Origin of the sequence: Flexivirga aerilata, assembly GCF_013002715.1 — a bacterium.
Lineage (GTDB): Bacteria > Actinomycetota > Actinomycetes > Actinomycetales > Dermatophilaceae > Flexivirga > Flexivirga aerilata.
Window position 1 is genome coordinate 358,760 of sequence record NZ_JABENB010000003.1, and the last position, 18,191, is coordinate 376,950.

At 69.7% G+C, this 18,191-nt stretch carries 22 protein-coding genes and 1 tRNA gene; 11 read left to right on the forward strand and 12 right to left on the reverse strand.

What is annotated here, in order from left to right:
- Window positions 1-87: 87 nt before the first annotated feature.
- Genes mshC through HJ588_RS17295 form a run of 5 tightly spaced genes read right to left on the reverse strand, consistent with a single transcriptional unit; the run spans window position 88 to window position 4,470 of the window.
- Complete coding sequence (mshC, locus tag HJ588_RS17275) at window positions 88-1,329, reverse strand: cysteine--1-D-myo-inosityl 2-amino-2-deoxy-alpha-D-glucopyranoside ligase (protein WP_171158565.1); 1,242 nt, start codon at window positions 1,327-1,329, stop codon at window positions 88-90.
- A 25-nt stretch (window positions 1,330-1,354) separates the two neighbouring features.
- Window positions 1,355-2,164 (reverse strand): SCO1664 family protein, encoded by an 810-nt coding sequence (locus HJ588_RS17280; protein ID WP_171157930.1) that lies wholly within the window; start codon window positions 2,162-2,164, stop codon window positions 1,355-1,357.
- Entirely contained in the window at window positions 2,142-2,681 is a 540-nt protein-coding gene (locus tag HJ588_RS17285; RefSeq protein ID WP_171157932.1) for a DUF3090 domain-containing protein, read from the reverse strand. The genes HJ588_RS17280 and HJ588_RS17285 overlap by 23 nt, the downstream gene beginning before the upstream one ends.
- Before the next feature lie 10 nt (window positions 2,682-2,691).
- Window positions 2,692-3,402 (reverse strand): MSMEG_4193 family putative phosphomutase, encoded by a 711-nt coding sequence (locus HJ588_RS17290; RefSeq protein WP_171157934.1) that lies wholly within the window; start codon window positions 3,400-3,402, stop codon window positions 2,692-2,694.
- 3 nt (window positions 3,403-3,405) lie between these two features.
- Window positions 3,406-4,470: an LLM class F420-dependent oxidoreductase gene (locus HJ588_RS17295; RefSeq protein ID WP_171157936.1), complete on the reverse strand. Its 1,065-nt coding sequence runs from the start codon at window positions 4,468-4,470 to the stop codon at window positions 3,406-3,408.
- Between the two features lie 59 nt (window positions 4,471-4,529).
- Here HJ588_RS17295 and HJ588_RS17300 point away from each other — a divergent pair, with 59 nt between their 5' ends.
- Window positions 4,530-5,468: an aldo/keto reductase gene (locus tag HJ588_RS17300; RefSeq protein WP_343036778.1), complete on the forward strand. Its 939-nt coding sequence runs from the start codon at window positions 4,530-4,532 to the stop codon at window positions 5,466-5,468.
- Window positions 5,469-5,478: 10 nt separating this feature from the next.
- Here HJ588_RS17300 and HJ588_RS17305 read toward each other — a convergent pair whose 3' ends face one another.
- The gene (locus tag HJ588_RS17305; RefSeq protein WP_171157938.1) at window positions 5,479-5,847 is read right to left on the reverse strand and encodes a hypothetical protein; all 369 of its coding nucleotides are present in this window, start codon (window positions 5,845-5,847) and stop codon (window positions 5,479-5,481) included.
- A 110-nt stretch (window positions 5,848-5,957) separates the two neighbouring features.
- Between HJ588_RS17305 and HJ588_RS17310 the strand changes: the two genes are divergently transcribed.
- The gene (locus HJ588_RS17310; RefSeq protein ID WP_171157940.1) at window positions 5,958-6,143 is read left to right on the forward strand and encodes a DUF5703 family protein; all 186 of its coding nucleotides are present in this window, start codon (window positions 5,958-5,960) and stop codon (window positions 6,141-6,143) included.
- 16 nt (window positions 6,144-6,159) lie between these two features.
- Here the strand turns inward: HJ588_RS17310 and HJ588_RS17315 are convergent, their stop codons facing one another.
- Window positions 6,160-7,503 carry a M20/M25/M40 family metallo-hydrolase gene (locus HJ588_RS17315; RefSeq protein ID WP_171157942.1) on the reverse strand — a complete coding sequence of 448 codons (1,344 nt, stop codon included), beginning with the start codon at window positions 7,501-7,503 and terminating at the stop codon, window positions 6,160-6,162.
- Window positions 7,504-7,526: 23 nt separating this feature from the next.
- Window positions 7,527-9,092 (reverse strand): ATP-dependent DNA ligase, encoded by a 1,566-nt coding sequence (locus HJ588_RS17320; RefSeq protein ID WP_171157944.1) that lies wholly within the window; start codon window positions 9,090-9,092, stop codon window positions 7,527-7,529.
- 52 nt (window positions 9,093-9,144) lie between these two features.
- Here HJ588_RS17320 and HJ588_RS17325 point away from each other — a divergent pair, with 52 nt between their 5' ends.
- A complete protein-coding gene (locus HJ588_RS17325; RefSeq protein ID WP_212756122.1) occupies window positions 9,145-10,176 on the forward strand; it encodes an NADP-dependent oxidoreductase in 1,032 nt (343 codons plus the stop codon).
- Between the two features lie 69 nt (window positions 10,177-10,245).
- The gene (locus tag HJ588_RS17330) at window positions 10,246-10,830 is read left to right on the forward strand and encodes a TerD family protein (RefSeq protein ID WP_171157948.1); all 585 of its coding nucleotides are present in this window, start codon (window positions 10,246-10,248) and stop codon (window positions 10,828-10,830) included.
- Window positions 10,831-10,890: 60 nt separating this feature from the next.
- Here the strand turns inward: HJ588_RS17330 and HJ588_RS17335 are convergent, their stop codons facing one another.
- Entirely contained in the window at window positions 10,891-11,343 is a 453-nt protein-coding gene (locus HJ588_RS17335) for an SRPBCC family protein (protein WP_171157950.1), read from the reverse strand.
- Window positions 11,344-11,494: 151 nt separating this feature from the next.
- Between HJ588_RS17335 and HJ588_RS17340 the strand changes: the two genes are divergently transcribed.
- Window positions 11,495-11,577: transfer RNA gene (locus tag HJ588_RS17340), tRNA-Leu, on the forward strand.
- Window positions 11,578-11,630: 53 nt separating this feature from the next.
- Here the strand turns inward: HJ588_RS17340 and HJ588_RS17345 are convergent.
- The gene (locus HJ588_RS17345) at window positions 11,631-12,665 is read right to left on the reverse strand and encodes a UDP-glucuronic acid decarboxylase family protein (protein ID WP_171157952.1); all 1,035 of its coding nucleotides are present in this window, start codon (window positions 12,663-12,665) and stop codon (window positions 11,631-11,633) included.
- Window positions 12,666-12,847: 182 nt separating this feature from the next.
- On the opposite strand from HJ588_RS17345, the gene HJ588_RS17350 reads away from it, so the two are divergent.
- From HJ588_RS17350 to HJ588_RS17375, 6 genes are all read left to right on the forward strand, one after another.
- Complete coding sequence (locus HJ588_RS17350) at window positions 12,848-13,555, forward strand: ANTAR domain-containing protein (protein ID WP_171157954.1); 708 nt, start codon at window positions 12,848-12,850, stop codon at window positions 13,553-13,555.
- Between the two features lie 142 nt (window positions 13,556-13,697).
- Window positions 13,698-14,066, forward strand: a complete 369-nt coding sequence (locus HJ588_RS17355) for a hypothetical protein (protein WP_171157957.1) — start codon at window positions 13,698-13,700, stop codon at window positions 14,064-14,066.
- Window positions 14,067-14,095: 29 nt separating this feature from the next.
- Window positions 14,096-15,292, forward strand: coding sequence for an NRAMP family divalent metal transporter (locus HJ588_RS17360; RefSeq protein WP_343036779.1), 1,197 nt, complete (start codon window positions 14,096-14,098; stop codon window positions 15,290-15,292).
- The gene (locus HJ588_RS17365; protein WP_171157961.1) at window positions 15,292-15,681 is read left to right on the forward strand and encodes a PRC-barrel domain-containing protein; all 390 of its coding nucleotides are present in this window, start codon (window positions 15,292-15,294) and stop codon (window positions 15,679-15,681) included. The genes HJ588_RS17360 and HJ588_RS17365 overlap by 1 nt, the downstream gene beginning before the upstream one ends.
- The gene (locus tag HJ588_RS17370; RefSeq protein ID WP_171157963.1) at window positions 15,678-16,022 is read left to right on the forward strand and encodes a PRC-barrel domain-containing protein; all 345 of its coding nucleotides are present in this window, start codon (window positions 15,678-15,680) and stop codon (window positions 16,020-16,022) included. Before HJ588_RS17365 ends, HJ588_RS17370 begins: the two co-directional genes overlap by 4 nt.
- Window positions 16,019-16,186, forward strand: a complete 168-nt coding sequence (locus HJ588_RS17375; RefSeq protein ID WP_171157965.1) for a hypothetical protein — start codon at window positions 16,019-16,021, stop codon at window positions 16,184-16,186. The genes HJ588_RS17370 and HJ588_RS17375 overlap by 4 nt, the downstream gene beginning before the upstream one ends.
- A gap of 18 nt (window positions 16,187-16,204) precedes the next feature.
- On the opposite strand, the gene HJ588_RS17380 is transcribed toward HJ588_RS17375, so the two are convergent.
- Together HJ588_RS17380 and HJ588_RS17385 are read right to left on the reverse strand one after the other, a co-directional pair.
- The gene (locus tag HJ588_RS17380; protein ID WP_171157967.1) at window positions 16,205-17,146 is read right to left on the reverse strand and encodes a glycosyltransferase; all 942 of its coding nucleotides are present in this window, start codon (window positions 17,144-17,146) and stop codon (window positions 16,205-16,207) included.
- Entirely contained in the window at window positions 17,143-17,943 is an 801-nt protein-coding gene (locus HJ588_RS17385; protein ID WP_171157969.1) for a sigma-70 family RNA polymerase sigma factor, read from the reverse strand. Before HJ588_RS17385 ends, HJ588_RS17380 begins: the two co-directional genes overlap by 4 nt.
- Window positions 17,944-18,191 lie beyond the last annotated feature (248 nt).

The following is an 18,191-nucleotide window of genomic DNA, read 5'->3' on the forward strand; positions in this document are numbered from 1 at the left end:
GTCGCGACTTCTGCACGCTCCCGGCGCGATGAGCGTGCGTACGCCGCAACCGTCGCGACTTCTGCACGCTCCGACCGCCCCAGCGCGTCAGGCCCGCAACCCCAGCAGCGCGTCGAGCGCGTCGGCGACCTGCGGGCTGGGCTGGCCGTTGCCCGGTCGCGCGGCCCACTCGTCGACGAGCGCGACGGCGCGGGGGCTGTCGAGATCGTTCGAGAGCGCGGCGCGGATGCCGGCGATGAGCTCGGCGGCGCCGTCGTCGCCGCGCGTCTTCAGCGCGTCGCACCAGGTCTGCCAGCGCGTGGTCGCGTCGGCGAGCAGCTGCGGGGTGTACTCCCACGGGGTGCGGTAGTGCTGCGCGAGCAGCACGGTCCGGATCACCATCGGGTCGACGCCGTCCTTGCGCAGCTGCGAGACGCGCACCAGGTTGCCCTTGGACTTGCTCATCTTCTCGCCGTCGTAGCCGACCATCGCCTGGTGGGCGAAGCTGCGCGCGAACGGCGGGTCGTCGGTGAGCGCCACGGCCTGCACCGCGGACATCTCGTGATGGGGGAAGATCAGGTCGGTGCCGCCGCCCTGCAGCTCAAAGCCCATCCCGAGGTGGTCGAGGGCGATCGTAGTGCACTCCACGTGCCAGCCGGGACGGCCACGGCCGAGCACCCCGCCCTCCCAGGCGGGTTCGCCGTCGCGCTCGACGCGCCAGAGCAACGGGTCGAGCGGGTCGCGCTTGCCCGGCGTGTCCGGGTCTCCCCCGCGCTCGGCGAACACCTCGAACATCTCGCCGCGGTCCCAGCCGCTGACCTCGCCGAACGACCGCTGCGTCGACAGGTCGAGGTAGACGTCCTCCGCCCCCGCGTGCACCGCGTCAGGGGTCGGCACCGAGTAGGTGACGCCCTTCTCGACCAGGCCGGTGATCGTCGCCACGTGCTTGTCCATCGTCTCCACGACACTCACGTAGTGATCCGGCGGCAGCACCCGCAGGGCGCTCATGTCGTCGTGGAAGAGCTCGATCTCGCTGGTCGCGAGGTCCCGCCAGTCGACGCCGTCGCGGGCGGCTCGCTCCAGCAGCGGGTCGTCGATGTCGGTGACGTTCTGCACGTAGCGGACCCCGTGACCGGCGTCGCGCAGGACGCGGGCCGCGAGGTCGAAGGTCACGTAGGTTGCCGCGTGGCCCAGGTGCGTTGCGTCATACGGGGTGATGCCGCACACATAGAGCCGTGCGACGTCGTCGACCTGCACGGGCACGGGGGCCGAGGAGTCCCGGCGCCAGAGCGCCAGGCCGTCACCTTTCCCGTGCAACTGAGGCAGATCCGGCGCGGGCCAGGGAGCGATCGTCACGCCGGCCAGGATATCGGGGCTACCAGAGCGGCCAGGGCAGCGGATGCCGATGCTCGGGCGGAGCCGGGAATCGCCCTGTGCGGATTAGGGATTCGACCCTCGCCTGCAGTGCCTCCACCTCATCGGGCTGTATGACGGCAGACAGCTGCGCCCCGAACGGCCCCTCCAGGACGTCGTGCAACCGCTTCAACCGGTCGAGGTCACCGGCCTCGAAGTCGTCGCCGGCGAATCCCCACAGCACCGTCCGCAGCTTGTCCTCCGCGTGCAGCGTCAGACCGTGGTCCACGGCGTACAACCGCCCGTCGTCGACGATCAGCGCGCTCCCCTTGCGGTCGGCGTTGTTGAGCACCACGTCGAGCAATGCCACCGCGCGCAGTGCGTCGCTGGCCGCGTGCGACACGACCAGCGGGCTGTCGGCCTCGTCACGGACGCCGAGCACCGGCCGGTAGCCGTCGGGCACGGCGGTGGGCGGGTCGATCCGCAACAGGTCCGGGTCGTCGCGCTCGTCCAGGGCGCCGACCCACTGCTGCACCGACCCCGGCCCGAGCGGCCCGTCCTGCCGCAGAGCGGTCACCGGGATGCAGTCCCAGCCGCCGGCCTCGGCGATCAGGTAGGACGCCACCTCCCGGCCCGCGAGGGTGCCGTCCGGGAAGTCCCAGAGCGGCCGCTCGCCGCGAACAGGCTTGTAAACAGCGGGAATCCGATCGTCGTCCAGCGACACCCAGACCCGCAGTGCCACGTTGGAGGCATCGGTCAGCTGCCCCTCGACCTCCAGCTCGCCGCGCTCGAGCAGCTGCCGGACGCGCTCAGCGCTTGTATCCGTTGGCACGGGGGCAGATGTGTCCGGTCGGGTCCAGCGGGCCGCCGCAGAAGGGGCACGGGGGCCGCCCGTCGGCGACCGATGCCAGGCCGCGACGGGCGAACTCGCGTGCTTGGGCCGGGTCCAGCATGACTCGCATGAGGGAGGCGTCGGGTCCGACGATCTCGCGCAGGTCCTGACCGTCCTCGGTCGGTTCGAGCTCGACCTCGCGGTCGTGGGCCTCGATGATCAGCACCTGACGCTCGGGCTCCCACGCCAAACTCAGTGTGCTCACCCGGAATTCGTCCTCGATCGGCGTGCTCAGCGGGTCGTTGTCCTGGGCGGCGGCGGGCAGGTCGTCGGTGGCCGAGAGTTCGTCGAGCAGGTCGTTGACCCGCTCGGCGAGCACGGCAACCTGCTCCTTCTCCAGCGACACGGACACGACGCGGCGTCCCTGCACGGCCTGCAGGAAGAACGTCCGGCCACCGGGCGGACCGACGGTGCCCGCGACGAACCGGTCGGGGTGGTCGAATTCGATCGTCGGCATGCCCCCGAGCCTAATCCTCCGCGTCGTTTCCGGTGACTCCACCGGGGGTTGCGTCGCCGCTCGCGGGCGGGGCAGTGACCAGATCACGCAGCTGCCCGAGATTGTCGTTGAGCCGCAGCACGAAGGGCCGCCGTGCGGTGTACTGCACGACGCTGACCGAAGCGGGTCCGGCGACGATGCGCTGGAAGGCGTCCAGCCCCGTGCCGAGCGCGTCGGCGAGCACCGCCTTGATGACGTCGCCGTGCGACACGGCCACCCACAGCGCCCGCTCCCCGTGCTCGGCCCCGATGGCGGCGTCGGTGTCGCGCACGGCGGCGACCGCGCGGGCGGACATCTCCCGCAGCGACTCGTGCTCGAAGGTGTCCGACGGCGGGAAGGTGACCGCGGACGGGTGGTCCTGCACGGTGCGCCAGAGCGGGTCCTTGGTGAGGTCGCTGATCTTGCCGCCGGTCCACCCGCCGTAGCGGCACTCGCCGAGCCGGTCGTCGGTGACCACCTCACCGCCGTCGCGGGCGGCGAGGATCGCCGCGGCGGTCTCCTGGCAGCGCTGCAGCGGGGAGCTCACGACCCGCACGATCGGCAGGCCGGCGAGGTGGTCGCCGAGCCGCTGCACCTGCTCCCGACCGGTCTCGTCCAGACCGATGCCGGGCGTCCACCCCGCGAGCACGCCGGAGGTGTTGGCGGTGGTGCGGCCGTGCCGCACGAGCAGAACCGTCGGCATCGGCTACCCGAGCCCCTCGGCGCGTGCGACCTCCGCCAGGGTGCGCACGCTCGCGATGCGGTCCTCCAGGGTGTCGCCGTATGGCGAGACGTTCAGCGTGGTGACGCCGGCCTCGGCATACGCGTGCAGCCGGTCGGCCAGGTGCTCGCGCGGGCCGACGAGGGAGGTCTGGTCGATGAAGTCGCGCGGCACCGCGGCGGCGGCGTCGCGGTGCTTGCGGTCCAGGTAGAGGTCCTGCACCTGCTGCGCGGCCTGCTCGAAACCCATGCGCCGGGCGAGCGCGTTGTAGAAGTTCTTCTTGCGCGAACCCATGCCACCGACATAGAGGGCGGCGTTGGCGCGCAGCCGGTCGGCGGCGGTGTCGAGGTCGTCGGCGATGCTCAGCCCCGCGCTGGCCGCGACGTCGAAGCCGTCGAGCGAGCCGTCCTCGTGGCCGGCCTTCGCCCGGCCGGTGCGCAGCTGGGCCAGCTGCTCCGGCAGGTGGTCGGGACTGACGAAGATGCCGAGCCACCCATCGGCGATCTCGCCGGTGAGCTCCATGTTCTTCGGGCCGATGGCGGCGAGGTAGATGGGCACCTGAGCGCGCTCGGGCAGCAGGAGCAGCCGCAGCGACTTGCCCGGGCCGTCCGGCAGCGGCAATTCGAAGTGTTTGCCGTGGTATTCGACGTTCTTGCGGTCGAAGGCCAGTCGGATGATGTCGACGTATTCGCGGGTCCGGCCGAGCGGGTCGTCGAAGCGCACGCCGTGCCAGCCCTCGCTCACCTGCGGTCCGGACACGCCGAGGCCGAGCCGGAATCGACCGCCGGTGATCTTGTCGAGGGTGGCGGCGGTCATCGCGGTCATCGCCGGGGTGCGGGCCGGGATCTGCAGGATCGCCGAGCCCCAGTCGAGGTTGGTGGTGTGGGCACTGAGGTATGCCGCGAGCGACGGCACGTCGGAGCCGTAGGCCTCGGCCAACCAGGCCACGTCGTAACCGGATTGGTCAGCGGCGGTGGCGCTCGCCTTCATCGCGGCGAGGTCGTCGGTGCCGGTGGTCCCCCAGTAGCCGAGGTTGATGCCGAGCTTCATGATCCGAAACGCTACCCGGCCGCCCGGTCCGGGGTGACCGCGACCACTACGGTTGGCGGGTGCATTCGTCGACAGTGGGCAGGTCCGGGCTGCGCGTCAGCGCGCTGACACTCGGCACGATGGGGTGGGGCGACGTCGTCGACCCGCAGCATGCGGAGGAGACGCTGAGCGACTTCCGGGACGCCGGCGGGACGACGATCGACACGGCATACGGCTATGCCGACGGCGCGTCCGAGGAGCTGCTCGGCGACCTGCTGGACGGTGGCGCCCGCGACGAGTGTGTGCTGATCGGCAAGGCCGGCATCTCCCGCACCACCGGCTCGCGTGTCGTCGACACCTCGCGCGGCACGCTGCTCGACCAGCTGGAGGCGTCGCTGCGCCGGCTGCGCACGGACCATCTCGACCTCTGGCTGGTGCACACCTGGTCGGACGAGACGCCGCTCGAGGAGACGATGTCGGCGCTGGAGTTTGCCGTCACGTCGGGCCGGGCCCGCTACGTCGGAGTCTCCAACTACGGCGGCTGGCAGCTGGTCGCTGCAGCCGACCTGCTGCGCGATGCACGAATCCCGTTGGTAGCAGGTGAAATCGAGTACAGCCTCCTCGAGCGTTATGCCGAGCAGGAGGTGCTCCCTGCGGCGTCGTATGCCGGGGCCGGCCTGCTCGCCTGGGCGCCACTCGGCGGCGGGGTGCTGACCGGGAAGTATCGCCGCGGCGTACCCGCCGACTCGCGTGCTGCCACCGGCAAACACTCCGGGTGGGCGGCGCGCCGGCTCGGCGGCAACAGCGATGCGGTGGTCGATGCCGTGGCGACCGCAGCGGACGGCCTCGGGGTGCCGGCCGCGCAGGTCGCGCTGGCGTGGGCGCGGCAGCGTCCGGGGATCAGCTCACTGATCGTCGGTGCCCGCAACCGCTCGCAGTTGCGCACCCTGCTCGCCGCCGGTGACGTCGAGCTGCCCGCGCAGATCGCGCAGGCGCTGGACGACGTCTCGGCTCCCTAGCGGTCGACCGCTACTTGCGGGTGTCCTCGTATTCGAGGTCGTCGGTGTCGTCGCCGGAGAGGCCGACGTAGCGGCCGTCGTCCTCTTCGTCGTCATCGTCGAGGTCGTCGTCGTTGAGGTCGTCGTCGAGCAGGTCCGGCTCGAGGTCGTCGTCCTCGTCGTCCTCGAAGTCGTCGTCGCCGCTGTAGACCTCGAGCGGGGTCACCTCGCCGTAGGTGTCCATGAGGGCGTCGTCGTAGTTCTCGAACGCGTCGGCCAGGTCCCGGTAGGCCGCGACCACGGTGGGGTCGTTCTCGCCGCGTCGGGAGGCGGCAGCCTCCAAATGCCGTTCGAAGGCACCTACCAGGGCGGTCAGCGTGGCACGCGGGTCAGCGGTCATAGCCACGACCGTAGCGGCATATCGGCGGCATGAGATAGAGCATCGCCGTGGAAGGTGTCCTGGGGTGTCGCGGCACGGGCCGTCGGTGTGGTCATGAATAATGCGGCGTGATGACCGAGTACGAGTTCCGGGTGCTGACCTTCCCGCGCGAAACCAGTCGCGCGGACGTGCGCCAGGTCCTCGCCGACCACGCCGAGTACGGCCACTGGGAGCTCGCCCGGACCCGTCTCTACCTCGGCGGAGCGCGCCGGGTGTGGCTGCGCCGCCGGATCATCCGGGTGCGCCGGACCGCCTAGGTCACGACTGCTCAGCTCAGCAGTCGGCGAGGAACTTCCCGAGCACCCGCGCGCCGAAGCGCAGTGAGTCCAGCGGCACCCGCTCGTCGATGCCGTGGAACATCGGGGCGAAGTCGAGGTCGGCCGGCAGTTGCAGCGGCGCGAAGCCGTAACCGGTGATGCCGAGCCGCTTGAGCGCCTTGTTGTCGGTGCCGCCGGACAGGCAGTAGGGCAGCACGGCGGCGCCCGGGTCCTCGGCGAGCAGTGCGGACTTCATCTTCTCCACCAGCGGCGCGTCGAACGGTGCGTCGAGCGCGATGTCGCGGTGCACCACCTCGACGTCGACGTGCTCGCCGGCGAGCTCGCGGATGGTGGCCATGAGGTCGTCCTCGTGACCCGGCAGGAAGCGGCAGTCGAGCGAGGCGCTGGCCGACTGCGGGATCACGTTGTGTTTGTAGCCGGCGTCGAGCATCGTGAAGTTGGACGTGTCACGCAGCGTCCCTTCGACGAATCCCTTTGCGCCACCGAGGTTTTGCAGCAACGCACCCAGGTCGTCGTCGGTGTATGACGCACCGGTCAGGTCGCTCAGCCCGTCGAGCAGCTGGCGCACCGACGCGATGTATTCGCGCGGCCAGACGTGCTGGTTGATGCGGGCGATCGCCTGGGCGAGGTGCACCACGGCGTTGTCGTCGTTGGGCACCGAACCGTGCCCGGCGCGTCCGTGCGCCCGCAGCCGCAGCCAGGCGATGCCCTTCTCGGCGGTCTGCAGCAGGTAGGCGCGCTGCGGGCCCTGCTTGCCGTCGAAGGTGACCGAGTAGCCGCCCACCTCGCTGATCGCCTCGGTGACGCCCTCGAACTGGTCGGCGTGGTGGTCGACCAGCCAGTGGCTGCCCTTGACTCCCCCGGCTTCCTCGTCCGCGAGGAAGCCGATCACCAGGTCGCGCGGCGGCTTGCGGCCGCTGCGGGCCAGCTCGCGCACACAGGCCAGGATCATCGCGTCCATGTCCTTCATGTCGACCGCGCCGCGGCCCCAGACGCAGCCGTCCTTGATCTCGGCGCCGAACGGATCGACCTGCCAGTCCTCGGCGTTCGCCGGCACGACGTCGAGGTGTCCGTGCACGGCGAGGCCGCCGCGCTCGGAGTCCGCGCCCTCGATGCGCACCAGCACCGACGCCCGGCCAGGCTCGCTCTCGAGCAGCACCGGGTCGAGGCCGACCTCGGTCAGCTCGCCCATGACGTATTCGGCGGCCTTGCGCTCGCCCGGCCCGCTGCCGTCGCCGTAGTTGCTGGTGTCGAAGGCGATCAGGTCCTGGCAGATGCGCACCACCTCGTCCTCGGCGGACGGGTGCTCTTCGGTCGGGGCGGAGTCCTGCGGCGTCATGCCTCCCAGCCTGCCATGCGCGATCAACCCCCGCTCAGCGCCCGCACGGTCTCGATCGTGTCGGCCTCGTCGGCGGTCTTGTCGTCGCGATAGCGCAGCACCCGCGCGAAGCGCAGCGCGACACCGCCCGGGTAGCGGGTCGAACGCTGCAGCCCGTCGAAGGCGATCTCGACGACCTGCTCGGGCCGGACGTGCACCACCCAGTCGCCGGTGTCGGTGGCCAACTCGGTGAAGCGCTGCGTCTGCCAGCGCAACATCTCGTCCGTCATACCCTTGAACGTCTTTCCCAGCATGATGAATTCGCCGGTTTGCGGATCGCGGGCGCCGAGGTGGATGTTGGACAGCAGCCCCTTGCGCCGGCCGCTGCCCCACTCGACCGCGAGCACCACCAGGTCGAGGGTGTGCCGCGGCTTGACCTTGACCCAGCCGGCACCCCTCCTGCCCGCCGCGTATGCCGAGCCGAGCGCCTTGACGACCACGCCCTCGTGACCGGCCGCGACGTGCGCGTCGAAGAACTGCTGCGCGCCGCCGGGATCGGTGATCTGCTCCCGCGGCACCCGCCACCGCTGCGGCACCAGCGCGTCCATCCGTCGCTGCCGCTCGGCCAGCGGACTGTCGATCAGGTCGTCGCCGTCGACGTGCAGCAGGTCGAAGAACATCGGCGTCACCGGCACCTGCTCGCGCAACTGCGCTGGGTCGCCCTGGCTGGCCGTGCGCGCGCCGGTGACCTGGAACGACTCGGGTCGCCCGTCGGCGCGCAGCGCGATCGCCTCGCCGTCGAGCACGGCGGTCTCCGCGGGCAGTGCGCGCACGATCTCGACCACCTCCGGCAGCCGGTCGGTGATCTCCTCCAGGCTGCGGGTGAAGAGCCGCACGTCGTCGCCGAGCTTGTGCGCCTGCACCCGGATGCCGTCGAGCTTCACCTCCACCTGCTGTGCGGCCGTACCGACTGCCTCTGTGTCGAATACCTCTGTGTCGAATGCCGCGGGGTCGATCGCCTCAGCGACGGTGGGCGCGCTCCCGGCGAGCATCGGGCGCACCGGGCGGCCGACGACCAGGCCGACCCGCTCGACCTCGGCGAGTCCTCCGCGCAGCGCCGCCTGCGCGACCGGCGCGGCATGGCCCGCCAGCATGACGGCCCGCCGGATCGCAGGCTCCGGCACGTCGCTGGCGGCGGCGATCGCCGCGAGCATCACACCGTCGCCGGCTCCCTGCCGCAGTTCGCCGCCGATGAGTCGCGCGACGAACTGCTGCTCGTCGGCGGTCAACCGCCCGAAAAGGTCTGCTACCAACGTCTTTCGGCGCCCCGCGGAGCCCGCGCCGCTCTGTTGGCCGATCTCGGTCAGGGCCGCGTCGAGCTCGGTCACGGTGACCGCCGGCTCCTCGGCAGGTGTCGCCAGTTCGCGCAGGCCGCGCCACCCGACACCGATGCGCCGCTGTGGCAGCACCCCCGCCAGGTAGGCCGCGACGAGCAGCACCTCGTCGCCGTCGGCCCGCCGCAGGGCCTCCGCGACCGCGGCCCGCTTGGCGTCCCGGGACCGGGTGGCGCCGACCTGCGCCGAGGTGGTGATGACGTCGTGCAACAGCATGTGTGCAGTGTGCCCGCAGGCTCCGACATACGGGCGGAGTTGAATGGGGGCCATGGAGACAACTCGCATCGTCCTGGCCGCCCGCCCCCACGGCGCACCCACCGCCGCCGACTTCCGCACCGAGACCGTCGAGCTGCCCGCCCCGCAGGACGGGCAGGTGTCGCTCGAGACGATCTATCTCTCGCTCGACCCCTACATGCGCGGCCGGATGAGCGACGCCAAGTCCTACGCCGAGCCGGTCCCCATCGGCGGCACGATGGTCGGGGCGACGGTGTCGCGCGTCGTGGAGTCCCGCGACGACAACTTCACGCCCGGCGACTACGTGCTCGGCTACGGCGGGTGGCAGACGCATTCGGTGGAGGGCACCGGTCATCTCGTGCCGCTCGACCTGCACGCCGCTCCGCTCTCGACCGCGCTCGGGGTGCTCGGAATGCCTGGTTTCACTGCATATTCGGGGTTGCTGACGATCGGTCAGCCGAAGCCGGGCGAGACCGTGGTGGTCGCCGCCGCGACCGGCCCGGTCGGTTCGGCGGTCGGGCAGATCGCCCAGCTCAAGGGTGCGCGCGCGGTCGGCATCGCGGGCGGCCCGGCGAAGGTCGCCTACCTGCAGGACCTGGGCTTCGACGCGGCCATCGACCACCGCGCGCCCGACTTCAAGGAGCAGCTCAAGGCGGCGACACCGGACGGCATCGACGTCTACTTCGAGAACGTCGGCGGTCCGGTCTTCGACGCGGTGCTCCCCCGCCTCAACACCTACGCGCGGGTGCCGGTGTGCGGGCTGATCGCGTCATACAACGCGACGGAGGCGCCGGCCGGACCCGACCGCCTCGGTCTGCTGATGCGCACGATCCTCACCAAGAGCCTGACCGTGCGCGGCTTCATCCAGAGCGAGTTCGTCAAGGACCAGCTCGGCGACTTCCGTCGCGACATGACCGCGTGGGTGGCGGACGGCAAGGTGCGCTACCGCGAGGACATCGTCGAGGGCCTGGACAACGCGGTGAGCGCCTTCCAGGGGCTGCTGCGCGGGGACAACTTCGGCAAGCTCGTCGTGCAGGTGTCCGCGGCGGAACCTTCGACGCGCTAGCGTCGCTGTCGAAGAGGAAGACGCGCAGTTCGTTTCGCAGTTCGTTCGAAGGTTCACGAAGGGAAGATCATGCCGGTCAATCTGAGCAAGGGCGCCAACATCTCACTGGAGAAGGCGGCGCCGGGGATGTCGACGGCGATCGTCGGCCTGGGCTGGAACCCGCGCACCACCGACGGCGCGCAGTTCGACCTCGACGCGTCCGTGCTGATCCTCGGCGCGGACGGAAAGGTGCGCCAGCAAAGCGATTTCGTCTTCTACAACAACCTCACCGGCGACAACGGCGCCGTGCAGCACCTCGGTGACAACCGCACCGGCGAGGGTGAGGGCGACGACGAGCAGATCAAGCTCAACCTCGGGCAGATCTCTCCCGACGTCGAGCGCATCGCGTTCGTCGCGTCGATCGACCAGGCCGACAGCCGCGGCCAGAACTTCGGTCAGGTCTCGGACGCCTTCATCCGCATCTTCGACGCCGACGACCCGAACAACGCCGACAAGGGTGCCCGTTACGACCTCGGCGAGGACGCCGCCACCGAGACCGCCCTGGTCTTCGGCGAGCTCTACCGCAACAACGGCGAGTGGAAGTTCCGCGCGGTCGGCCAGGGCTACTCGAGCGGGCTCGCCGGAGTGATCCAGGACTTCGGCTTGTCCGTCTGAGTGCTATCGTGGGGTATGACGGGACTCCCGTCATACCCCACGAGTGTCGTGTCGGGCGGCTCAGCTGGGCGGGCTGACCAGCTTCTCGAGCTTGCCGAAGGAGCTCTCCCAGCCGGCCTTCGCCTGCTCGACCATGTCGTCCGGGAAGGGGCCCTGCGTCACCGACAGTTGTGTGCCGGCGGGCGCGTCGGCGAACTCCAGCCGCAGCGTCAGCTCGGTGCCGTCGTCGAGGCCCGGGAAGCCGGTCACCTGCTCGGTGCCGACCAGGGTCTGGTCGGGGGTGAACTCGGAGAGGGTCGCGTCGACCGGCGACTGCAGGTCGGGGTTGTCGTCGGCGACCATCGTGAGCCGCCACGCGCCGCCCTGGCGCGGCTCGACGGTGACGCTGTCCTCCGGGACGTGGAAACCCTCCGGGCCGAACCACGCGGCCAGCTCGGCCGGGTCGACGAAGGCGCGGAAGAGGCGCTGTCGTGATGTGCGGAACTCGTGGGTGACGTGCAACTGCTCGGGCATGACGGGTCCTCTCGGGATGGAGCCGGTCCGGGGTCGGGGGTGTTGCCCGCCGATCCTTGCAGGGGCAGGCGCCGATGCGGGAGTTTCGCCCTCTCCGTGCTAGTGTTTCCGGTCGTTGGCCAGGCGGTTTCCGCCTGCTGACGCACCCTTTGTCCGGGTGGCGGAATGGCAGACGCGCTAGCTTGAGGTGCTAGTCCCTTAACGGGGGTGGGGGTTCAAGTCCCCCTCCGGACACTGGTCGGATCGGCGGCCCAGCTTCGCGCTGGGCCGCCGATTCACGTATGACGTCACGACGCGGTGCGCCCTGCAGGCTGGCACTGCGGGCGGACGGACTCCCCCAGGTGGCCGGCCGCACGCCACCAGGCGACCGTGCGGTCCAGTCCATCGCGCCACGCCACCCGCGGTCGCCAGCCGAGCACCTGCTCGGCAAGGCGGACGTCCGGACGGCGCACGCTCGGGTCGTCCTGCGGTCGCTCGATGTGCTGCACCGCCGATCGCGACCCGGTCGCCGCGATGATGTCGCGTGCGAGGTCGAGCACGGTGCGTTCGTCCGGGTTGCCCAGATTGACCGGTCCCGGATGCTCGCCTGCCGCCATCGCCAACAGGCCATCGACCAGGTCGTCCACGTAGCAGACCGACCGGGTCTGCAGCCCGTCGCCGGCCACCGTCAGCGGCTCACCGGCGAGCGCCTGCGTGATGAAGGTCGGGATCGCGCGGCCGTCGTCGGCCCGCATCCGAGGGCCGAATGTATTGAAGATGCGCACGATCGCGCTATCGACCGATGCGCTGCTGCGGTATGCCGCGGAAAGCGCTTCGGCATATCGCTTGCTCTCGTCGTACACGGCTCGCGGACCGACGGAATTGACGTTGCCCCAATAGCTTTCGGGTTGCGGGTGCACCGACGGGTCGCCATACACCTCAGAGGTGGAGGCCAGGACGAACCGGGCATCCTTCTCCTTCGCCAGGCCCAGCAGGTGCCAGGTGCCGAGCGAGCCGGCCTTCAGCGTCTGCAGCGGCAATCGCAAGTAATCCGCGGGCGACGCCGGCGACGCCAGGTGCATCACCAGATCGACCGGCCCCGGCACGTGAACGTAGTCGGTGACGTCGCACCGGACCAACCGAAATCCGGGATCGGGCAGGAGGTGCGCGACGTTGCGCGCCGTGCCGGTGAGGAAGTTGTCCAGGCAGAGCACCTCGACCCCGCGCGCGCGAAGCGCGTCGCACACGTGGCTGCCGAGAAAGCCGGCACCACCGGCGACGACTGCACGCCGTAACACGTCGGGGCCGGCGTCCGACGCCGGAGTCCGGAGCTGTGTGCGCATGCGAGCCCGTTACCCCGGCGCAGCGCCATCGACACGCACCTCGTGCGCACTGCAGCAGTGTATGCAGGCAGAGGCGCTATGGTTTGATCACCGCGCCTCACCCTTTCGGGGGACACCACGAAACCACGAAACCCGCATCGGCGAGATCTGCAGCCTGTGCCGAGACCACACCAGGAGCCGATGTGGATGCCACCGAATTCGCGCGCGTAGCAGCGCAACTCGCCGCTGCGGACGGCCCCGAAGCAACCGCGAAGGAGGTCGTCGAGCAGGCTCGCAGCCTCCTCGCAGCCGACCATGCGGGCATCACGCTGATCGGCAGCCGCGGCCGATTACGCACGGTGGGCACCGACGACCCCGTCGCGCTCACCGCAGACGAGCTGCAATACCGGCTGCACGAAGGACCCTGCGCCGACAGCTCATGGACCGGCGAGACCTTCGCCAGCAGCGCCGTGGCAGACGATGAGCGGTGGCCGGCCTGGGGGCGAGCCGTGGCCAGGCTCGGCGTGGGGAGTGCCCTGGCCGGTGAACTGACCGACACCGATGGCCATCGGCTCGGCAGCCTGAACCTCTACTGGCGTGCGCAGCGACCCTTCACTCGCGACGACCACTCCTATGTCCAGATCTTCGCCACGCACGCCGCCATCGCCTTGCACTCCTCGATGCGACACGCGCAACTCAACACCGCGTTGGACGCCCGTAAGGTCATCGGCCAGGCCCAGGGCATCCTGATGGAGCGGCACGCGCTCCGCGCCGAGCAGGCATTCGAGGTCTTGCGCCGCTACTCCCAAAATCACAACATCAAGCTCCGCGAGGTTGCCGAGTTCCTCGTGTCCACCCGCGAATTGCCCTCGGGGCGTACTGAATCCGAGGAAGCGACCCCCGGCGCCTAACCCGTGCCCGACGGCGCATGCCCAGACCGTTCCTGGGTATGGCAACCGCATGTCCCGACCTCGCTTCTGCCGCACCACGGCGTTGCTCGTCGCGAGCCTCGCGGCCGCGTCGCTGGGCGGTTGCGCTACTCCTTCGCCGACGATGTCCGACTACCAGACGAAGACCCGCACGACGGCGCGAGCTGCCGCCGGGATCGTCGCGACCGCCAGGGCCGGCGCGAAGGCATGGCAGGACGGCAAGCTGACCCATGCCTACGCCGACACCATGGTCACCGAGGCCGAGGAGGACATCGGCTCGGTGGTGAGCACTTTTGACAGCCGGCAACCACCGACGCAGGCCGCGATCGCGCTGAGGGACCGCATCGACGCACCACTGGAGTCCGCCTCGAATGCGCTGTCGGACCTGCGGATCGCATTGCGCCGCAGCGATCACGAAGGGGTCAAGTCGGCGACCGACGATCTGGCCGCTCCGCAGCGATCTCTGGAGGGCCTGGAGCAGGTGGGACTGTGAAGCGGGTCTTCGCGGTCGCATTGGGATTGGTGACGGCGATCGGTGGCTTCGTCGACATCGGCAACCTCGTGACGAGCGGTGTCACAGGGGCGCGCTTCGGCATGTCACTCACCTGGGCTGTCGTCATCGGGACCTTCGGCATGACGGTGTACGCGGAGATGGCCGGCCGGGTCACCGCAGTTGCCGGGCGTCCGGTGTTCCATGTGGTGCGCGAACGCCTCGGCGTTCGTTTCGGACTGTTCAACCTGTTGGCCAGCTGTCTGCTGAACCTGCTCACCCTCGCCGCCGAGCTCGGCGGGGTTGGCCTCGCGCTCGAACTCGCGAGTGACGTCAATTACCTGCTGTGGGTGCCGCTCGTCGCGCTGGCCTTGTGGGGCGTGCTGTGGCACCTGCCGTTCAAGGCGATCGAGAACCTGTTCGGCGTGATCGGGCTGTCGCTTCTCGTCTTCGTCGTGGCGTTGTTCTGGTTGCCGACCGATTGGGGGACGCTGCTTTCCAGCGCGGCCAGCCCTGCTGTGCCTGCGCAGGAGGCGTATCCGACCTACTTCTTCTACGCGGTGTCGTTGATCGGCGCCTGCCTGGTGCCCTACCAGATCATCTTCTTCTCCTCCGGCGGCATGGAAGAGGGGTGGACGCGGCGTTCCATGATGCAGATGAGACTGAACACTCTCGTCGGCTTTCCACTCGGCGGGCTGCTGAGCCTGGCGATCATGGCGACGTCCGCGGTCGTCCTGCAGCCGCTCGGCTCTGACGTCGGGCACCTCAGCCAGGTCGGCTTCCCGGTGGCAGTCGCATTGGGCAAGGTCGGCCTTGCATTCGCACTGGTCGGCTTCTTCGCCGCCACCTTTGCCGCAGGTGCGGAAGCGACTCTGTCCACGGGGTATTCGGTTGCCCAATACTTCGGGTGGGCGTGGGGAAAGTGGTTGCGGCCGAGCGCCGCGCCGCAATTTCACGTCGTGAGTCTGCTCGTTCTGCTGGCCGGGACGATGCTGGTGCTGACGACCATCGATCCGGTGACGCTGACTCTCATGTCGGTAGTGCTCGGGGCCGCTGCCATCCCGCTCACCTTCCTGCCGGTGCTCCTCATCGCCAATGACCGTGACTACCTGGCGGACCAGGTCAACGGCCGGTTGGCGAACGCCTTCGGAGTCATCTTCCTCGCCGTGGTCACGGTGGTCTCCGTCGTGACCTTGCCTCTGCTCTTCTGGACGCGGGCGGGTGCCTGATGACGGAGTGGGAATGGGAGGCATCTGCGGCGAGCCAGCTGCTCGACGTGCAGATCTACTCCGCCTCCGGTGAGCCGGTCGGCAAGGTCGACGATCTGGAGTTCTCCACGACCGAGCGCAACGAGGCACCGGTGCTGACCGCGTTCCTGTGCGGCCCAACGGCATTCGGCCCCCGCATCGGTGGTCTACTCGGGCTGGGGGTCTGGGCCGCAGCGCGGCGTCTGTCACCGACCGGAGCCAGTCCGGTGCGCATCCCGCTCAGTGAGGTCAAACGTATCAACCGCCGGGAGATCCGGTTGAGGGAGTCGGCGCAGGTGCTCGGCATTCATCGCGGCACGGAATGGACCCGCGAACACGTCATACGACCTCTCTCCGGAGGATCCCGATGAGAACTCTCGACCTGCTCGGTTCGGACGCGATCGACACCGACGGCCGATCGCTGGGCTGGGTGCACGATCTGCGTCTGGAGTCCGGTGCGGCACCCACGCAGGACTCCGGGGAGCCGGCCTTCGTGATCGCCGCCCTCGTCGTCGGTCCGGTCGGCTTCGCGCACCGGCTTGGCTTCGGCCGCGGGCAGATGGCGGGCCCGTGGCCCCTGACGTGGTTCTTCCACCGCCTGGCGGCCCGCTCGTCCATCGTGCCGTGGTCCGATGTGGTCGAGATCGAGCCGGGCCGGGTCACCATCCGGGTGGAGCGCGAGCGCGACGAAGCAGGCGGGGAGCCGGCATGACTCAGAACGGTGGCCTCGACGTCCTCATCGCGTGGGTGGTGTTCGCCGCCTTCGTTCTTCTCCTCGGTCGACGGATCCTGCGTCACCACCGGGATGCGGCTCGCTGCGCCGACGACTCCGACCGACTCGACGAGCGGGCCCGCTCGCGCGACCGCGACAGGTAGCGGGCCCACGTCGGGCGCTCACCACACCGCGCCCGGCCGGCGCGAGCGGGAGGGCGTGGCCGCACGGCGGCGTCGTTCGAGGATGGCGAGTGCGCGGTCGAGGTCGTCGGGCATCACCGACCGCTCTCGCACGATCCACGGCAGGTCGAGCAGGACCATCACCAAGCCGCGCAGGAGGGTCCGGCGTGACCTCGTGGTCCGGGCGATGAAGATGGTCCACGAGAGGGCACGCCGCGCGGGACGGTGCAGCCAGGCGTTGGTCACGGTGTTGCGCACGCCGAGATGCCGGATGCCCGCGGCGTTCGCGCCGCTCGGGTAGTGATGTGCCACGACCTCGGGGACGTAGCGCAGCTGCCATCCGTTGCGGAGCAGCGGGACCGCGAGGGTTTCCTCTTCGCCGCCGATGAAGAAGCGGGGGTCGTAACCACCGACCTCCAGGAACGCCGCGCGACGCACGACGACGGCGCCGGCCATGAAACCGAGGAGCACCGTTCCGGGGAGCCGTGGATCCCCGCGGAGCGGACTCGACGCCATCTCCCGCGAGATCGGGTCGAGCCGCTGCTCGTCGTTGACCAGGATGCGCGCGTTCACCACGGCCAGCCGCGGGTGCTGCTCGAGCAGGTCGACAGCGTGGTCCAGACCATCGCGTTCGAACCATCCGTCGTCGTCGCAGAAGGCGACGTACGGCGTGTCCGCAGCCTCCGCGCCCACATTGCGACCAGCAGCGCCACGATTGGCCGGCAACTCAATGACGCGCACACCGTTGCGATGCAGCAGCGCGACCGTGTTGTCGTCAGATGCGTTGTCAACAGCGAGAATTGGCACGCCGAGCGCTTTCAGATGCCGCACTGTGCGCTCGATCCACCGTGCGCAGTTGTACGTCAGCAGGACCACGGTCACCCGGCCGGCTCGCCGCTCCTCCTCTCCCCCGCGCGACACCTGGTCGCCGGTTGTCGTCATGACACGAGGCAGGCCGGGTCTTCGGCCGACAGGGCAACACGTAACCGTTGCAGGATGTCCGACAACAGCCGCGAGACCTGCATCTGACTCACCCCGATCTGCTGACCGATCTGGCGTTGCGTCAGGTTGTCGACGAAGCGTAAGCGCACGATGAGCTGCTCCCTGGGCTTCAGTGCTCGCAACAGCGGCCGAAGTGCCTGGAAGTCGTCGATGCGTCCGAACTCGGCACAGGGCATGCCCAACGTCTCACCGAGCGACACACCGTCCTCGCGATCAGCCGGGGCTTCCATCGAGCGCGCGACGTACTGCAGGTCGACCGCCCGTGCACTTTCCACCTCCGACACCGCGAGGCCCGCACGGTCGGCCACCTCGTGCGAGTTCGGTTCTCGACCGAGTTCCTGCGTCATGGTCTCGGCGCAGGAGCGGACCGCAAGACTCTGCTCCTGAAGCCGCCGTGGCGGCCGCACGGCCCAACCGTGATCCCGGAAATGGCGTTTGAGTTCGCCGGCGATGGTGGGCACCGCGAAGGCGAGGAAACCTCCGCCGTGGCCACAGCGGTAGCGGCGGACGGCATGCACCAGGCCGAGCAATGCGACTTGCTCGAGATCCTGGCGTTCCAGCCCACGATGGTCGTAGCGGTGCGCGATCGATGTCGCTACCGCCATATGGTCGATGACCACCTCGTGCCGGAGTCGGGCGGCGGTGTGACGGCTCGCACGCTCGGCTCGGCTGAGCAATGCCTCGGCACGCGCTGCGCGGTCGCGGGCGACCTTGTTGTCATTCTGCGGTCGTGGCATGGACCTACCCCTCGGGAGAACCACACCGACCACGCTTCTTGAGCCGGCACGCTGCTGCCTACGGTGCACCTCACCGTCGGCTCGCGCAAGGGCGTGAAGAGGTCCGATGTGCGAATTGCCCTGCGCCGCAACGAGTTGGTGCCCGCAGAAAGTCCCCTTGCCGGCTGCCCAATCGCTCCGAAGCCGGGTGACGTCCGGAAGACCGGATGAAAGAACCGACGATTCGACGCCTCGCCGACGGGGTAACG

Bases quoted from the DNA above. Each gene is read 5' to 3' on its own strand.
- HJ588_RS17285 (WP_171157932.1), bottom strand. From the start codon at position 2,681: ATGCCGACGATCGAATTCGACCACCCCGACCGGTTCGTCGCGGGCACC.
- HJ588_RS17290 (WP_171157934.1), bottom strand. From the start codon at position 3,402: ATGCCGACGGTTCTGCTCGTGCGGCACGGCCGCACCACCGCCAACACC.
- HJ588_RS17295 (WP_171157936.1), bottom strand. From the start codon at position 4,470: ATGAAGCTCGGCATCAACCTCGGCTACTGGGGGACCACCGGCACCGAC.
- HJ588_RS17305 (WP_171157938.1), bottom strand. From the start codon at position 5,847: ATGACCGCTGACCCGCGTGCCACGCTGACCGCCCTGGTAGGTGCCTTC.
- HJ588_RS17310 (WP_171157940.1), top strand. From the start codon at position 5,958: ATGACCGAGTACGAGTTCCGGGTGCTGACCTTCCCGCGCGAAACCAGT.
- HJ588_RS17315 (WP_171157942.1), bottom strand. From the start codon at position 7,503: ATGACGCCGCAGGACTCCGCCCCGACCGAAGAGCACCCGTCCGCCGAG.
- HJ588_RS17320 (WP_171157944.1), bottom strand. From the start codon at position 9,092: ATGCTGTTGCACGACGTCATCACCACCTCGGCGCAGGTCGGCGCCACC.
- HJ588_RS17325 (WP_212756122.1), top strand. From the start codon at position 9,145: ATGGAGACAACTCGCATCGTCCTGGCCGCCCGCCCCCACGGCGCACCC.
- HJ588_RS17330 (WP_171157948.1), top strand. From the start codon at position 10,246: ATGCCGGTCAATCTGAGCAAGGGCGCCAACATCTCACTGGAGAAGGCG.
- HJ588_RS17335 (WP_171157950.1), bottom strand. From the start codon at position 11,343: ATGCCCGAGCAGTTGCACGTCACCCACGAGTTCCGCACATCACGACAG.
- HJ588_RS17345 (WP_171157952.1), bottom strand. From the start codon at position 12,665: ATGCGCACACAGCTCCGGACTCCGGCGTCGGACGCCGGCCCCGACGTG.
- HJ588_RS17355 (WP_171157957.1), top strand. From the start codon at position 13,698: ATGTCCGACTACCAGACGAAGACCCGCACGACGGCGCGAGCTGCCGCC.
- HJ588_RS17365 (WP_171157961.1), top strand. From the start codon at position 15,292: ATGACGGAGTGGGAATGGGAGGCATCTGCGGCGAGCCAGCTGCTCGAC.
- HJ588_RS17370 (WP_171157963.1), top strand. From the start codon at position 15,678: ATGAGAACTCTCGACCTGCTCGGTTCGGACGCGATCGACACCGACGGC.
- HJ588_RS17375 (WP_171157965.1), top strand. From the start codon at position 16,019: ATGACTCAGAACGGTGGCCTCGACGTCCTCATCGCGTGGGTGGTGTTC.
- HJ588_RS17380 (WP_171157967.1), bottom strand. From the start codon at position 17,146: ATGACGACAACCGGCGACCAGGTGTCGCGCGGGGGAGAGGAGGAGCGG.
- HJ588_RS17385 (WP_171157969.1), bottom strand. From the start codon at position 17,943: ATGCCACGACCGCAGAATGACAACAAGGTCGCCCGCGACCGCGCAGCG.